The organism is Klebsiella pneumoniae subsp. pneumoniae HS11286, assembly GCF_000240185.1.
In the GTDB taxonomy this organism is placed as follows: domain Bacteria; phylum Pseudomonadota; class Gammaproteobacteria; order Enterobacterales; family Enterobacteriaceae; genus Klebsiella; species Klebsiella pneumoniae.
The window spans coordinates 563,965-578,957 of sequence record NC_016845.1; the positions used below are offsets into that span (position 1 = coordinate 563,965).

Below are 14,993 nucleotides of genomic sequence, written 5' to 3' on the forward strand. Positions count from 1 at the left end.
AATCACATGCGACAAACGCTTTACCCGGATTAATAGAGTTGCATACCAATAACATTATCTCCGGCACCCCGCAGGCACATATACCCCAGGCCCGGCAAGCGCAGCGCCGCCGGGGAGGGCACCACCGGTGCCATACTCGCCTTTGTGCCGGATGGCGGCTTCGCCTTATCCGGCCTACGGGATCCTCCCGTAAGTCCCTATACACCAGGCCCGGCAAGCGCAGCGCCGCCGGGCAGGACACCTCCGGCGCCATACCTGCCTTTGTGCCGGATGGCGGCTTCGCCTTATCCGGCCTACGGCATCCTTCCGTAAGCCTATACTGCGCCGCCGAGTAACAAACGCCAGGCAGCCTATCTCACGCCTTCTGCTTGGCCTCGGACTCCTGGCTGCTGTTCAGCGCCAGCGAGACCGCCAGCGTCTGGGCCAGACACAGGGAAGCAACCTGCGAACGGAAGCCATCCACCTGCGCTTCACGCACCACAAAGCAGACATCGCTGAAGGCCGCCAGCGGGCTGACCTGGCTGTCGGTAATGGCGATCTGCCGCGCTTTGCGCTGCGCGCCCAGCTCCACCAGCTCGACCACTTCCCGCGCGTACGGCGAGAAGCTCACCGCCACTACCACGTCTTTCGGACCGACCAGGCTCAGCTGCTCGGTGAACATGCCGCCGAGGCCGTCGATCAGAAAGGCTTTGCGATCGAGGTGACGCAGCGCATAGGTCAGATAGGAGGCGACGCTAAACGACCGGCGCAGACCAATGACGTAAATATTTTCCGCCTCGCCCAGCAGGGCCACCGCGCGCTCCAGATCATCGCTGGAGGTCTGCATCGCCAGCTGCTGCAACGCCTGGTTGTTCACCATCGTGAACATATTGAGGATTTCCGTCGGCGTTTCCGGCGGGCTGGACTCATCGCTGGTGGTCTGGCGGAACAGACGGGCGCGCTCGGTATAGTTGGCGGTCTCTTCCATCAAATGTTGCTTGAACATCTGTTTCATTTCGTTAAAGCCGCTGAAGCCGAAGGCGTTGGCAAAACGAATCAACGTGGAAGGGGGAACATCCGCCTGTTGCGCAATGGAGGCCACGGTATCGAAAGCCACGCTATTGCTGTTATCAAGGATATAGCGGGCGACCTGTTTCAGGCGTTTGCTTAACGTATCGTAGCGACGCCTGATTTCATCCTGCAGGATGGTCAGCTGTGTTGGGTTATTGGCCATAGAGTGCGCTCTGAGAAAATGGAAGGAATATGGCTTCCAGTGTACCAAATGAAGCGAATTTTTCATTTATTGCGACGAAATACGCGATTCATTTCACGAAGAAACAGAAAAACGCCCGCTCCGCAAGGTGACGGAGACGGGCGTCGGGGGATCAGCGGCGGGCTTCGCGCCAGTAGCCAATGAGCGTCAGGTAGTTGCGTTTCACTTCCTCTATCAGGGCCTCATCGCTGAGCTCACCCTGCATCCAGCGCCGCGACGGCTGGCCAAAGATGGTGCGCCCGACGGCGAAACCTTTGATCATCGGGTGTGCGGCCGCCTCGGCGAAACCGGCGCGCAGTTTGTCGGAAGGGGCGTCAAGCCCGAGGATCAGGATCCCGCGGCTCCACGGATCTTCGCGCTCGATAAGGGCGGTGATCTGCTGCCAGCTGGCGCTGGAGAGCGGCGGCAGCTTCCACCAGTCCGGTTTGATCCCCAGCTGATAAAAGTGTTCCAGCATAGTGTGGTAATGGCGCTCGTCTTTGTCCGGGCCATTTTCCGGCAGGATCACCTCCAGCAGCAGTTCATGGCCTGACTTGTTACAGGCCTGCCAGACCTCGAGCAGCAGGGCGTCCTGCTCTGCACGCAGCGCCGCCGGGTCGTCCGGGTGATAGAAGACCAGGCATTTGACGACATGCTCCAGCGGCCAGTCGATCAGCTGCGAGCCGATGTTGCCATGCTCCAGACGCAGCGGTCGCGAGCTGGGCAGTTCGATAGGGCGCCCGATCCACCAGCCCTTGCCGGTAATGGCGTTGAGCGCACGCTGGCCGTAGGTGCCGTCGGCCAGAATGCCGCTGCGCTGATCGAGACCTGCCTCCTGCGCCGCCGCTTCGGCCGCGGCCAACAACAGCAGTTTGAGCTGCGGAATGCAGGCTTCGTCGCGCCCGGTCTCCCGCGCCAGGTCGGCCAGCTGTTTGCGATGGTCGAAGGCGAAAATGCACAGCTCCGGCCACTGTTGACGGCGGCTGGTGACCCGGTGCAGGTGGTTGAGGCGCTCGTCGACGTCCGGGCGCGGCACCGATTCGGCGCGCTGCAGGTAGTCATCAAGTTCGACTTTGGTCGGCATCGCCGGCGCGCAGCCGTGGCGGGAGACCACCAGCGCCCCGCAGGCGTTGGCGTAACGGCAAGCCTGCTCCCAGCCTTCGTCGTTGAGCCAGCCGCGCAGCAGACCCGACATAAAGGCATCCCCGGCGCCCAGCACGTTGAGAACCTCCACGCGCACGCCCTGCTGTAGCGGCACCTGGTCCCAGCTGTCCGGGATGTCGCCTTCCAGCACCACGCAGCCCATCGGCCCGCGCTTGCAGACGAGAGTGGCTTTGGTGGCATTGCGCACATTTTTCAGCGCGGTCAGGGTATCGGTGCTGCCCCCGGCAATATGAAACTCTTCTTCGGTTCCCACCACCAAATCGAACAGATGCAGCACTTCCTGCAGCTGGCTGGTGACCGGTCCGGACTCAATGAAACGGGTTTCGCCATCGCCGAGCGAGGTGAGCCCCCACAGCACCGGACGGTAATCGATATCCAGAGCGGTACGCAGGCCGTGACGGCGGGCGTACTCCAGCGCCTTCAGCACCGCGGCGCGGGTGTTGGCGTGCGACAGGTGGGTGCCAGTCACCGCCAGCGCCCGGGAGGAGGCAATATACTCCTCGCTAATGTCGTCAGGCGTTAAGGCCATATCGGCGCAGTTATCGCGGTAGAAAATCAGGGGGAAGGTCTCCTGATCCTTAATCCCCAGCATCACCAGCGCGGTCAGGCGAGATTTGTCGGTAATCAGATACTCGGTATCCACCCCGGCGCGGTTGAGCGTTTCGCGCAGGAAACGGCCGTTGTGTTCATCGCCAACGCGCGCCAGCATGGCCGATTTCAGCCCCTGAATCGCGGTGCCAAAGGCCACGTTGCCGGAGGAGCCGCCCAGATATTTCGCGAAACTGGCAACGTCTTCTAGCCGCGAACCAATCTGCTGGGCATAGAGGTCGACGGCCACCCGACCTATACAGATGACGTCGAGCCGCTTTACTGCTGCATTCATAGCTAGGATTTCCTTTTTGGTGTCTGCTGCCTGGAAGGGTCGGGATCCCGACGTCGACTCCGTGAACAGCCTGAGGGTTATTGGTTACCCTTAGTTTGAGAAATAAATATTTCATTTGCAAACTCGTTCGAAATTAAAAAACCAAAAGTGTGAGGGATCTACCACTCTGCCGCACTGAGCCTCGCGCGAGCGCGGATCGCCCCCTCTGTCGACCCGGGGGAAAATGAAACGCCAAATGGCATCCATTTACCTATGATTTTTAAGGGGATATTGCCGTCTGGTGCGGCAAAAAAGGGCCCGAAAACGTGTCTGGAATGTAAGTGAAACGTATGAAATGGGTAGAGAGTTTGATCCTTCTCGCAAAATGAAATATTTCTTCTGTATTTGTATTTAATGAAAAAAATGTTTGCCTATAATCCACAGGTATTCCAGTGACGTGAACGACGGCCCCGGCGGCATCGGCGCGACGCCACACACAAATACTGAACAATAAGGATTGTGCATCATGGGCAAACTGAGACTGACAACGGCGCAGGCGCTGGTGAAGTTCCTCGATAACCAGTACCTGGAAGTGGATGGCGTAGAGCTGAAGTTCGTGAAAGGCATTTTCGCGATTTTCGGCCATGGCAACGTCCTGGGGCTGGGGCAGGCGCTGGAGCAGGACAGCGGCGATATGCGCGTCTATCAGGGGCGCAACGAGCAGGGGATGGCCCACGCGGCCACCGGTTTTGCCCGCCAGGCCCTGCGCCGGCAGATTATCGCCTGCACCTCCTCCATCGGTCCAGGGGCGGCCAACATGATCACCGCCGCCGGCACCGCCAGCGCCAACCGCATTCCGCTGCTGCTGCTGCCGGGCGATGTCTTCGCCACCCGCCAGCCGGATCCGGTGCTCCAGCAGATTGAACAGAGCTACGATCTCAGCATCAGCACCAATGACGCCTTCCGCGCAGTCAGCAAATACTGGGACCGCATTACCCGCCCGGAACAGCTGATGAGCGCCTGCATCAACGCCATGCGCGTCCTGACCGACCCGGCGGAAACCGGCGCGGTGACGCTGTGCCTGCCGCAGGATGTGCAGGGCGAAGCCTGGGATTACCCGGAATCCTTCTTTGCGCGCCGCGTGCACCGTCTCGACCGGCGCCCGGCCAGCGCCGCGCAGCTGGCGGACGCCGTGGCGGCCATCAAAGCCAGCCGTAAACCGCTGATCGTCTGCGGCGGCGGGGTGAAATACTCCGGCGCGGGCGAAGCGCTGTCCCGTTTCGCCGAGCGCTACGGGGTGCCCTTCGCCGAAACCCAGGCCGGGAAGGGGACGGTGGTCTCGTCTCACCCCCTGAACGTCGGCGGCGTCGGCGAGACGGGCTGCCTGGCGGCGAACCTGCTGGCGAAAGAGGCCGACCTGGTGATCGGCGTCGGCACCCGCTTCAGCGATTTTACCACCGCCTCGAAATGGATTTTCCAGCACCCGGAGGTGCGTTTCCTGAATATTAACGTCAGCAACTTCGACGCCTGGAAGCTGGACGGCATTGCCATGCTGGCGGACGCCCGGGAAGCGATGACCGCTCTCGACGCGGCGCTGGCGGACAGCGGCTGGCAGGCCGGCTGGGGCGCGCAGATCGAGAGCGTGCAGAGCCGTCAGTTAAAAGAGACCCAGCGCGTCTACCAGGCGGTGTGGCAGGAGAAATCCTTTGTGCCGGAGATCGACGATCATCTCGATCGTGAATCGGTGTATCGCGAGTTCCGCCAGATCACCGACTCCACCCTGACCCAGAGCAGCGTCCTTGGGGTACTGAATGAAACGCTGCCGGCCGAGGCGGTGATCGTCGCGGCGGCGGGCAGCCTGCCAGGCGATCTGCAGCGCGTCTGGCGCAACCGCGCGGAAAACACCTACCACGTGGAGTACGGCTACTCCTGCATGGGATATGAAGTCAACGCCGCGCTGGGCGTGAAGCTGGCGCAGCCGCAGAGCGAAGTCTACTCCCTGGTCGGCGATGGCTCGTTCATGATGCTGCACTCTGAGCTGGTCACCTCCCTGCAGGAGCGGGCGAAGATCAACGTCGTGCTGTTCGACAACATGGCCAACGGCTGCATCAACAACCTGCAGATGGAGCACGGGATGGACAGCTTCGGCACCGAGTTCCGCTACCGTCAGCCGGAAACCGGCCAGCTGCAGGGCGGCCTGGTGCCGGTGGACTTCGCCACCATCGCCGCCGGCTACGGCTGCAAAACCTGGCGCGTCACAACCCTGGACGAACTGCGCCACGCGCTGGACGCCGCCCGTCGCGAAACGGTCAGCACTCTGATTGATATTAAAGTGCTGCCGAAGACCATGGTGCACAAATACGGCAGCTGGTGGAACGTTGGGGTCGCCCAGACGGCGCTCTCTGAACGGATCCGCAAGGTGGCGCAAATGATTAATGAAAAGCGCGCCCAGGCGCGTGATTACTAAAACGAACATCCACTCTGAATCCTACAGACTTACGGAGAAAACCATTATGTCGCTCAAATTAGGTGTCATCGGCGCTGGCGCTATCGGTAAAGAACACATCCGTCGCTGCACCCAGGTTCTGCAGGGCGCCACCGTTGTGGCGGTGTCTGATATCAATGCCGACAACGCCCGCGCGGCGGTCGCGCTGCCGGGCGTGCAGGCGGAAGTCTACGCCGACGGTCACGACGTGATTAACGCCAGCGATGTCGATGCCATCCTGGTCACCTCCTGGGACCCGACCCACGAAGAGTACACCCTGGCCGCCATCGCCGCCGGTAAGCCGGTATTCTGCGAAAAACCGCTGGCGATGTCTGCGGAAGGCTGCCGCCGCATCGTCGATGCCGAAATGAAGGCCGGCCGTCGTCTGGTGCAGGTTGGCTTTATGCGCCCGTACGACGAAGGCTATCTGGCGCTGAAAAAAGTGATCGACGATGGCGATATCGGCGCACCGCTGATGCTGCGCTGCGCCCACCGCAACCAGTCGGTCGGCGAGAACTACACCACCGATATGGCGATCACCAACACCCTGATCCACGAGCTGGACGTGCTGCGCTGGCTGCTGAACGATGACTACCGTTCCGTGCAGGTGCGCTTCCCGCGCTCCACCTCGCACACCCATGCGCGCCTGAAAGATCCGCAGATCGTCTCCTTTGAAACCAAAAAAGGCACTCTGATCGACGTCGAAGTGTTCGTGAACTGCCAGTACGGGTATGACATCCAGTGCGAAGTGGTCGGCGAAACCGGGATTGCCCGTCTGCCGGAGCCGTCTGCCGTCCAGATGCGCAAGTCCGCCAGCCTGTCGACCGCCATTCTCACCGACTGGAAAGACCGCTTTATCAAAGCCTACGACGTCGAGCTGCAGGCCTTTATCAACGACGTCAAAGCCGGCCAGCTGCACGGCCCGTCGGCCTGGGACGGCTACGCGGCGTCGGTGGCGGCGGACGCCTGCATTAAAGCGCAGGGAACCAGCGAGCCGGTTGAGGTGACGCTGCCTGAGTGCCCGGCATTCTACAAACGTTAAGCGCGTTTTGCTGACGGAACTTCTTTGCACAGGTAACGACGATGAAAATTGCCTTTGATGTGGATGTCATTAAGGACCTCGGGATCACCCGCATGGTCCATCAGGTAGCGGAGTGGGGCTACAAGTACATTGAACAGTCGCCGCACCCGCAGATTAACCCGTTCTACAAGCACCCGCGCGCCAGCCGGGAGATCATGGCGGAGTACAAGCAGGCGCTGCGCGATACCGGCCTTGAGCTGTCGTCGTTTATCTGCGTCTACCGCTGGTCCGGTCCGGACGAACTGCGCCGTCAGGCGGCGGTGAAAAACTGGAAACGGCTGGTGGAAATTGCGGTAGAGATGGGCGTTCAGGTGATCAACACCGAGTTCTCCGGCGATCCGAATCAGCCTGAGATCTGCGATGAAATGTTCTATCGCTCAATGGAAGAGCTGTTGCCGATTTTTGAGCGGGAAGGCATCCGCGTGGAGATCCAGGCGCATCCCTGGGATTTCTGCGAAGAGAACAATGAAACCGTCGATATCGTGAAGTCGTTCCGCAGCGATAACGTGAAGTACGTCTACAGCGTGCCGCACACCTTTTTCTACGACAAAGGCGTCGGCGACGTGGCGAGCATGCTGCGCTATGCCGGGAGCGATCTCTCCCATGTCCTGATTGCGGATACCCGCAACCATACGAAACATTGCCGCTATATCGTTAACCCGCCGGGCGTGGATGCCGTGGTGCACCAGCACGTAGGCGTCGGGGAAGGGGATGTGGATTTCGACGCGCTGTTCCGCACCCTGCGCGAAATGAAATTCGCCGAGCAGACCTTCAAGGTCGGCGGGGAGCCGATTGTCGCCACCTCGCTGTTTGGCTACCCGGAAAAAATGAAATACCAGGCAGTGGAAACCCGTGAACTTATTGAACGTGAATTGCTGCGCCGCTAAGGCGCAGCGGCAGGAGCCCTACTATGAACAAAGATAACGTCAAACTGGCTATCGCCCCAATCGGCTGGACTAACGATGATATGCCGGAGCTCGGCAGCGAAAACACCTTCCAGCAGATCGTCAGCGAAATGGCGCTGGCCGGCTTTACCGGCAGCGAAGTCGGCAGCAAATATCCGCGCGACCCGGCGGTTCTCAAGCCGATGCTGGATATCCGCGGCATTCAGATCTGCAACGCCTGGTTCAGCACCTTTTTCGCCAACGGCCAGCGGGAAAAAACCATTGATGAATTCGTCAATCACATGAACTTCCTTCATGCGATGGGCGCGAAAGTGATTGGCTGCTCCGAGCAGAGCGGCAGCATCCAGGGGCTGGATAAACCGATCCTCGGCGATGCGAAGCCGTGCTTCAGCGACGAAGAGTGGCAGCGGGTGGCGGAAGGCTACAACACCCTCGGCCGCCTGGCGGCGGAGAAGGGAATGCAGGTCTGTCTGCATCACCACATGGGCACCGGCATTCAGACCACCGCGGAAATCGACAAATTTATGTCGCTGGTGGACGAGCGCGTCTTCCTGCTGTTCGACACCGGCCACGCCTGGTATTCCGAAGGCGGCGAAGCGCCGATGCTGGCGATCCTCAAAAAGTATCTGCCGCGCATCAACCACGTCCACCTGAAAGACGTCCGCCCGCCGGTGATCGACCAGGTGCGCCGCGACGGCCTGTCGTTCCTCGACGGCGTGAAAAAAGGCACCTTCACCGTCCCGGGCGACGGGGTGATCGATTTCCGTCCGGTGTTCAAGCTGCTGGACGACTTTGGCTATAAAGGCTGGATGGTAGTGGAAGCCGAGCAGGATCCTGCTCTGGCCAATCCTTTCGAATACGCCGTCAAAGCGCGCAAATATATTCGCGAAACGGCAGGGATCTAATCGTTGTGACATTTTCAGGCCATACCGGGTATGGCCTGCTTTTTTCCTTTCTCAACCGGACCCAGGGCTTAACCACAGCGCCGGACAGTTCCCTCTCCCTCAGGGAGAGGGCCGGGGTGAGGATGACGATGACGGGTAAAGCGTCACTTCACTTCCTCCAGCGCGGTCTTGTCCACATACGGTTTCATCAGCGCGTCGGCTTCCTTCTGCGCCGCCTGCACCGCCGCTTCCGGCGTCACTTTGGCATCATTGACCACCGCCGCCAGCTGGTTCTCCATCGCCTTACGCACCGCCACGGTCTCCCAGGTGGAGTACCATGGATGGGCGTACTTCAGCTGCTCAAGGGCGATCGCCGCCCGCGGATCCTGCTGCAGATAGGCCTTCATCTCCGGCGTATCGTATGACGCCTTGCGCGGCGAGAAGTAGCCGGTGAAGCGGCTCCACGCGCCGTTCACCTCGGGGCTCACCAGATAGGTCAGGAACTGATACGCCGCTTTCTTCTGCGCCTCGTTGATGCCTTTAAAGCTCACCAGGCTGGCGCCGCCGATCGGCACCGCACGCTGCTCTTTGGCCGGCAGCATCGCTACCCCAAGCTCAAAGTCTTTGCTGTTCTCGCGCATAAAGCCCAGCGCGCCGGTGCTGAGCATCGCCATCCCGAGCTTGCCGGAGAAGAACGCGGCGCTGATCTGCTTCGAGTTCAAGACCCCGGACGGCATCACCTTGTCCTTGTAGATCAGATCCTGCCAGAAGCGCAGGGCGCCGATGGCGGTCGGCGAGTTGTAATAGACCTCGCCCGGATAGTCTTCGTTAAAGTATTTCCCGCCGTTGGCGCGCACCAGTGCCGAGAAGATCCAGCCGCCGTAGTCGTCGTTGGTCGACGGCAGCATGATCCCCCACTGGCCTTTGCTCTCGTCGGTCAGCTTTTTGGCATCAGCCAGCAGCTCGGCCCAGGTCTGGGGCGGCTGTTTGATCCCGGCTTGATCGAACATCGTCTTGTTGTAGTAGAGGATCGGCGTCGAGTTATGGAACGGGATCGCATAGGTGGTGCCCATCACCTGGGCGTTCTTATGCATCGCGGGCCAGAATTCCTTTTGCAGAAAATCGCCGGCCTTTTGATCGCCATATTTAAACAGCTCGTCCATCGGCAGGATCTCATCTTTCAGCGCCAGATCGGTGGTGAAGTTGGCGGACATGATCACCAGCGCCGGCGGCTGGCCGGCCTTCTGCGCCGATTCGGCTTTGATCTTGGTGGTGTCGTAGTTGCCGGTGAAGATCCCGCGCACTTCGACATCCTGCTGCGAGTCGTTGAATTGCTTAATGACGCGGGTCATCTCCATGGTCAGCTTGCCGTCCACCGGCGCCGGGAACATGAAGTCTATTTTCTCTTTTGCCAGCGCCGCGCCGCTCAGGGCAAGGCTGAGGCCAACCGCGACTAGCGTAAAAGGTTTAAACATGATTACACTCCATCAATAAATTATGCTGGGTCTCAGCATGAAAAAGATGCACATCGGCAGGCGAGAAGCCGATCTGTAGCGACTCGCCTTTCTCCGGCACCGTGCCGCGGTGGCGGCGGCTAAAGCGCAGGGTGCCGATCGGGGTGCTGACGTGGAGCAGGTAATCGGCCCCCATCAGTTCTCGTTGCAGAACGGTGGCCGGCAGGCGCAGATGGCCCTCCTCCACGCGGTCGGTAATATGTTCCGGGCGAACGCCCAGCCAGACGCGGGTCTGATCCCGGTGGCGCGGCGGCAGCGGATGGCGTTGTTCGCCAAGCTGAACGTTGCCGTCAACGCAGGGGAGCGATAGCAGATTCATTGCCGGTGAACCGATAAATCCGGCCACGAACAGATTGGCCGGGTTGGCATACAGATATTCTGGCCGTCCTACCTGCTGCACGTGGCCGCCGTTCATCACCACGATGCGGTCGGCCATCGACATCGCCTCGGTCTGATCGTGGGTCACATAGATGGTGCTGGTTTTCAGCTGCTGGTGGAGCGCCATAATGCTGTCGCGCACTTCGCTGCGCAGGCGGGCGTCGAGGTTGGAGAGCGGCTCGTCCATCAGGAACAGCCGCGGATTGCGCACAATCGCCCGGGCCATCGCCACCCGCTGGCGCTGGCCGCCGGAGAGCTTCGCCGGTTTGCGGTCGAGCAGCGCCTCCAGCTGCAGCATCTGCGCCACTTTGTCCACCCGCGGCTGCCAGCTGCTTTTCTCTTCCTTGCGCACCTTCATGCCGAAGGTGATGTTGTCGCGCACCGACAGATGGGGGAACAGGGCATAGTTCTGGAAGATCATCGCGAAGTTGCGCTCGCGCGGCGTGGTGGCGGTGATGTTCTCATCATGCAGCCAGATTTGTCCTTCGCTGACCGGCTCCAGCCCGGCGAGCAGGCGCAGCAGGGTGCTTTTCCCGCAGCCCGACGGGCCGACCAGCACCACGAATTCGCCTTCGTGAATATCCAGCGACAGGGCGCTGAGCGCCGGTTTGCCGTCGAAACGTTTACTGATGTTTTGCAGACTGAGCATGGCGGTTAGCGCTCTTCCGTTGGGCAACTGATGTTTTCGTCGTACAGCCACGGCCCGGCGTAGTGGGCCAGCGAGTGCTGGTAGCTCACCCACTGCTCACCGACCTGACGGTGCATCAGGCACGAGGCCGGGGAGAGGTCGTAATAGGGCCGGGTGTCTTCGTGGCAGTACGGCACCTGATGGACGGTGCCGGGAATGGTGGAGATCAGCGCCTGGCGATACTGGGTCATGGTCAGGCTGTGGTTGTGGCCGCAGAAGATGCGCGTCAGCGACGGAAAACGCTCCACCAGCGCCAGCAGACGGTGGCCGTTTTCGCAGGCGATCGGGTCCATCTGCGCATTGCCCAGCGGCAGCGGCGGGTGGTGCATAAAGATCGTTGCCGGTTTGTCGCCGCCCTCGAACAGTTGCGCCTCCAGCCAGCTGATGGTCTCGTCGGTCAGCCAGCCTTTTGACGTGCCGGCATGACTGGAGTCGATAAACAGCAGGCGGGTGGCGAAGTCATCCACCGCATAGCGCATATTTTGCGGATCGTTGCCCAGCTGCGGGCACAGCGGATGAAGATGCTCGAGAAAATGGGCTTTGTCGTCGTGGTTGCCGGGGATCAGATACAGCGGATAGTTCAGGCTGCCGAGGATCTGGCGGGCCACCTGATACTCCTCCGGGCGGCCGCAGTTGACGATATCCCCGCTCACCACCACCGCGTCCGGGCGCTCGCGCAGCGCGTTAAGCTGGGAGACCACGTCGGCGTTGGCGGCATTGACGTCGATAAAGCCGTACAGCTTCTCGCCGCGGCTGCGGAAATGGGTATCGGAAATGTGCGCTAACAGCATGAATCACTCCTTATTTGATCCCGGAGAAGCCGAAGCTCCGCAGGAACTGTTTCTGAAAAAGGATGAACGCCAGCATCAGCGGCAGGCAGACCATCAGCGTCCCGGCGCCGATGGTGCCCCACTGGCCGCCGGATTCGGCGCCCATGGCGAAAGAGACCAGCCCGACGGTCAGCACCTGCTTATCGGGATCGTTGAGCATCATCAGCGGCCACAGGTACTCGTTCCAGTGGTAGGTAATGCTGACGGTGGCGAAGGCCAGCACCGACGGCCAGGACATCGGCAGCAGTACGCGGAACAGCACCTGCCACCAGCGGCAGCCCTCCATCAGCGCCGCCTCCTCCAGCTCTTTCGGAATGGCGAGGAACGCCTGACGCATCAGGAACACGCCGAACGCCGAGGTGAAGTAGGGCATCATCACCCCGGTGAGGGTGTTGAGCAGGCCGAAGGTTTTCAGGGTCAGCATGTTCGGCACCATCATCACCACCGGCATGATCATCAGCTGCACCAGGAACAGGAGAAACAGCGTCTGCTTGCCGCGAAACTCGTGGCAGGCGAAGACGTAGCCGGCGGTGGTGATGGTCAACAGCTGCACGAAGAAGGTGCCGAAGGTGAAGATAAGGGTGTTGGCGTACAGGCTCAGCCAGTCGGCGCTGTTCCAGGCGTCGCGGAAGTTATCGAGAGTCAGCGGCAGGCGGGGCAGCAGCGACGCCATATCGTCGCCGAAGGTGGTGGCGCTGAACGAGGTCGCCAGCATCCAGATAAACGGGCTGACCCACAGCAGCGCCAGGCAGCACATTAATACTGTGAGCGTAAAGGGCGACGAGCGGCGCAGGCGCAGCCACAGCGGACGGGCGGCGGCGGGCGTGCGGACCAGCAGCGGCGAGATTTCAGCGCTCATAGTGGGCTCCTTTCTCCAGCAGTTTCAGGTTAATCAGCGAGAAGGCGAACAGCCCGGCCAGGGTGAGGAAGGTGGCGGCGGAGGCTTTACCGAGGTCGTGGGTATCCCAGGCGAGATTCTGGATGTAATAGAGCAGCACGGTGGTGGCGTTGTCCGGCCCGCCGCGGGTCATCACCGCCACGTGGTCTATCTGGGTGATGGAGTAGATCAGCGCGGTGGTGATCACAAAGCTCAGGGTCGGGCGCAGCAGCGGTAGCGTGACCTTAAAAAAGACCTGCGTGCGGGTAGCCCCCTCCATCAGCGCCGCTTCCCGCGTCGAGGCCGGAATGCTCTGCAGCCCGGCGAGGAAAAACAGCATGTAGTAGCCGGCGAACTTCCACACGCCGATCAGCGCCAGGGCCAGCAGCGCGCTGTTGCTGCGTCCCAGCCAGTTGTTGTTCATCGGCCCGAACAGCTTCGCCAGATAGTGGTCGAGCAGGCCGAGGCCGGGCATAAAGATAAACAGCCACAGCGCGGCGGCGCTGACCATCGGGATAATCATCGGGAAGAAAAAGGCGGTGCGCAGCCAGCGGTTGACGCGATGGTTCTCGCTCAGCGCCACCGCCAGCAGCAGGGCGAGGGTCACCCCGGGCACTACCGTCAGCAGGATATAGAGCAGATTATTGACCAGCGACTGCCAGAAAACGCCGTCGGCAAACAGGCGGGAGAAGTTATCCAGCCCGACGTACTGCGCGCCGTCGCTGGCCATGCGGGTATCAAACAGGCTGTCATACACCGAACGCCCCAGCGGGAACCAGGTAAACAGCAGTAAAAACAGCAGGGAAGGCGACAGGATCAGCCAGGGAAGCCAGGTCTTTCTCATGGTGACGCGCATCTCGTTCAGCCATTTATCGAAGCCCGGATTGTGGGAAGCAATGACTACAGAGGCATGGCGGGGAGATGACGGTTTGATGAAGCAACGGGGAAAACGCCGGGCGAGCGGGCCGCCCGGCGGGAGAGAATCATCAGAAGTCGGCTTTCAGCACCGCGCGGTAGCGGGCTTTGCCTTCGCGAACGTGCTTCAGCGCTTCGTTAATTTGCGACATCGGGAACAGCTCGGTGGTCGGAGCCACTTTGCTGCGCCCGGCAAACTTCATCAGCGTGCGCAGTTCGGACGGATTACCGGTCGCCGAGCCGGAGATGCTGCGGTCGCCGCCGATCAGGGTAAAGGCCGGCACCGGGAACGGCTTCATCACCGCGCCGACGGTATGGAAGTTGCCGCCGTAAGCCAGGGCTTCGAAGTACGGCTGCCAGTCGAGGTCCACCGCCACGGTGTTGATGATCAGGTCGAACTGACCGGCCAGCGCTTTTAAGGCTTCCGGATCGCGGCTGTTGACCACGCGATCGGCGCCCATCGCCAGCACTTCCTGCTCTTTGGCCGGGTTGGAGCTGAAGGCGGTCACTTCCGCGCCCATCGCCCGCAGCAGCTTAATGGCGATATGGCCGAGGCCGCCGATGCCGATCACCCCGACGCGGCTGGTGGCGGTGACGTGGTGGGTCAGCAGCGGTTTAAAGACGGTGATGCCGCCGCACAGCATCGGGCCGGCGGACGCCAGATCGATGCTCTCCGGCAGGGGGATCACCCACTGCCAGTCGGCGCGCAGCTTATTGGCGAAGCCGCCGCGGTTGAGAATGGTCGGCACCGAGCCTTCCAGACAGTTGATCTGGTTGCCGCTGATGCAGGCGTCGCAATGGCCGCAGCTGCGCGCCGTCCAGCCGATGCCGACCTTCTGGCCAATCTTCAGCCCTTTATCCTGCGCCGCGCTGCCCAGCGCCGCCACCCGGCCAATCACCTCGTGACCGGCCACCAGCGGGTAGCTCGACATCCCCCATTCGTTGTCGATCATCGACAGGTCTGAATGGCAGATCCCGCAGTATTCCACTTCAACTTCGACATCTTCCGGCTGTAGCTCGCCGGCATCGTATTCCCACAGCGACAGATCGGCGCCCGCTTCTTTGGCGGCGTAGCTTTTAATGATGGTCATGTTCATTTCCTTGGGGTTGGCGTGATAACCCAGAAAGTGTAGAGCATGGTATTCCCAGGCGCTTGGCAATCGGAGGGGTCGCGAAGCG

13 protein-coding genes are annotated in these 14,993 nt (G+C 61.0%); 4 read left to right on the forward strand and 9 right to left on the reverse strand.

All coding sequences use genetic code 11. The features are described 5' to 3' along the window. Positions 1 to 355: 355 nt before the first annotated feature. From KPHS_05250 to KPHS_05270, 3 genes are all read right to left on the reverse strand, one after another. A complete protein-coding gene (locus tag KPHS_05250) occupies positions 356 to 1,213 on the reverse strand; it encodes a putative helix-turn-helix protein (protein YP_005224825.1) in 858 nt (285 codons plus the stop codon). Between the two features lie 151 nt (positions 1,214 to 1,364). Beyond that, positions 1,365 to 3,278: a 5-dehydro-2-deoxygluconokinase gene (locus KPHS_05260; protein YP_005224826.1), complete on the reverse strand. Its 1,914-nt coding sequence runs from the start codon at positions 3,276 to 3,278 to the stop codon at positions 1,365 to 1,367. A gap of 259 nt (positions 3,279 to 3,537) precedes the next feature. Next, positions 3,538 to 3,699, reverse strand: coding sequence for a hypothetical protein (locus tag KPHS_05270; RefSeq protein ID YP_005224827.1), 162 nt, complete (start codon positions 3,697 to 3,699; stop codon positions 3,538 to 3,540). 84 nt (positions 3,700 to 3,783) lie between these two features. Between KPHS_05270 and KPHS_05280 the strand changes: the two genes are divergently transcribed. Genes KPHS_05280 through KPHS_05310 form a run of 4 tightly spaced genes read left to right on the forward strand, consistent with a single transcriptional unit; the run spans position 3,784 to position 8,633 of the window. After that, the gene (locus tag KPHS_05280) at positions 3,784 to 5,724 is read left to right on the forward strand and encodes a putative acetolactate synthase large subunit (RefSeq protein ID YP_005224828.1); all 1,941 of its coding nucleotides are present in this window, start codon (positions 3,784 to 3,786) and stop codon (positions 5,722 to 5,724) included. Between the two features lie 46 nt (positions 5,725 to 5,770). Continuing rightward, the gene (locus KPHS_05290; RefSeq protein ID YP_005224829.1) at positions 5,771 to 6,784 is read left to right on the forward strand and encodes a putative NADH-dependent dehydrogenase; all 1,014 of its coding nucleotides are present in this window, start codon (positions 5,771 to 5,773) and stop codon (positions 6,782 to 6,784) included. A 41-nt stretch (positions 6,785 to 6,825) separates the two neighbouring features. Then, the gene (locus KPHS_05300) at positions 6,826 to 7,710 is read left to right on the forward strand and encodes a protein IolH (protein YP_005224830.1); all 885 of its coding nucleotides are present in this window, start codon (positions 6,826 to 6,828) and stop codon (positions 7,708 to 7,710) included. 23 nt (positions 7,711 to 7,733) lie between these two features. Continuing rightward, positions 7,734 to 8,633: a putative sugar phosphate isomerase/epimerase gene (locus KPHS_05310; RefSeq protein YP_005224831.1), complete on the forward strand. Its 900-nt coding sequence runs from the start codon at positions 7,734 to 7,736 to the stop codon at positions 8,631 to 8,633. A 143-nt stretch (positions 8,634 to 8,776) separates the two neighbouring features. On the opposite strand, the gene KPHS_05320 is transcribed toward KPHS_05310, so the two are convergent. The 6 genes from KPHS_05320 to KPHS_05370 form a co-directional block, all read right to left on the reverse strand. Beyond that, positions 8,777 to 10,087, reverse strand: coding sequence for an ABC transporter substrate-binding protein (locus tag KPHS_05320; protein ID YP_005224832.1), 1,311 nt, complete (start codon positions 10,085 to 10,087; stop codon positions 8,777 to 8,779). Then, positions 10,080 to 11,153 carry a sugar ABC transporter gene (locus tag KPHS_05330; RefSeq protein ID YP_005224833.1) on the reverse strand — a complete coding sequence of 358 codons (1,074 nt, stop codon included), beginning with the start codon at positions 11,151 to 11,153 and terminating at the stop codon, positions 10,080 to 10,082. Before KPHS_05330 ends, KPHS_05320 begins: the two co-directional genes overlap by 8 nt. A 5-nt stretch (positions 11,154 to 11,158) precedes the next feature. Then, a complete protein-coding gene (locus KPHS_05340; RefSeq protein YP_005224834.1) occupies positions 11,159 to 11,983 on the reverse strand; it encodes a putative phosphohydrolase in 825 nt (274 codons plus the stop codon). A gap of 10 nt (positions 11,984 to 11,993) precedes the next feature. Then, on the reverse strand, positions 11,994 to 12,881 hold the full coding sequence (locus KPHS_05350; RefSeq protein YP_005224835.1) for a sn-glycerol 3-phosphate transport system permease: 888 nt from the start codon (positions 12,879 to 12,881) through the stop codon (positions 11,994 to 11,996). Further along, positions 12,871 to 13,755 (reverse strand): putative SN-glycerol-3-phosphate transport system permease, encoded by an 885-nt coding sequence (locus KPHS_05360; protein ID YP_005224836.1) that lies wholly within the window; start codon positions 13,753 to 13,755, stop codon positions 12,871 to 12,873. Before KPHS_05360 ends, KPHS_05350 begins: the two co-directional genes overlap by 11 nt. Positions 13,756 to 13,885: 130 nt before the next feature. Then, positions 13,886 to 14,905 carry a putative alcohol dehydrogenase gene (locus tag KPHS_05370; protein YP_005224837.1) on the reverse strand — a complete coding sequence of 340 codons (1,020 nt, stop codon included), beginning with the start codon at positions 14,903 to 14,905 and terminating at the stop codon, positions 13,886 to 13,888. Positions 14,906 to 14,993 lie beyond the last annotated feature (88 nt).

Coding starts and splice junctions, on each gene's coding strand:
- KPHS_05290 (YP_005224829.1), top strand. CDS start 5,771: ATGTCGCTCAAATTAGGTGTCATCGGCGCTGGCGCTATCGGTAAAGAA.
- KPHS_05320 (YP_005224832.1), bottom strand. CDS start 10,087: ATGTTTAAACCTTTTACGCTAGTCGCGGTTGGCCTCAGCCTTGCCCTG.
- KPHS_05330 (YP_005224833.1), bottom strand. CDS start 11,153: ATGCTCAGTCTGCAAAACATCAGTAAACGTTTCGACGGCAAACCGGCG.
- KPHS_05360 (YP_005224836.1), bottom strand. CDS start 13,755: ATGCGCGTCACCATGAGAAAGACCTGGCTTCCCTGGCTGATCCTGTCG.
- KPHS_05280 (YP_005224828.1), top strand. CDS start 3,784: ATGGGCAAACTGAGACTGACAACGGCGCAGGCGCTGGTGAAGTTCCTC.
- KPHS_05260 (YP_005224826.1), bottom strand. CDS start 3,278: ATGAATGCAGCAGTAAAGCGGCTCGACGTCATCTGTATAGGTCGGGTG.
- KPHS_05340 (YP_005224834.1), bottom strand. CDS start 11,983: ATGCTGTTAGCGCACATTTCCGATACCCATTTCCGCAGCCGCGGCGAG.
- KPHS_05370 (YP_005224837.1), bottom strand. CDS start 14,905: ATGACCATCATTAAAAGCTACGCCGCCAAAGAAGCGGGCGCCGATCTG.
- KPHS_05250 (YP_005224825.1), bottom strand. CDS start 1,213: ATGGCCAATAACCCAACACAGCTGACCATCCTGCAGGATGAAATCAGG.
- KPHS_05310 (YP_005224831.1), top strand. CDS start 7,734: ATGAACAAAGATAACGTCAAACTGGCTATCGCCCCAATCGGCTGGACT.
- KPHS_05350 (YP_005224835.1), bottom strand. CDS start 12,881: ATGAGCGCTGAAATCTCGCCGCTGCTGGTCCGCACGCCCGCCGCCGCC.
- KPHS_05300 (YP_005224830.1), top strand. CDS start 6,826: ATGAAAATTGCCTTTGATGTGGATGTCATTAAGGACCTCGGGATCACC.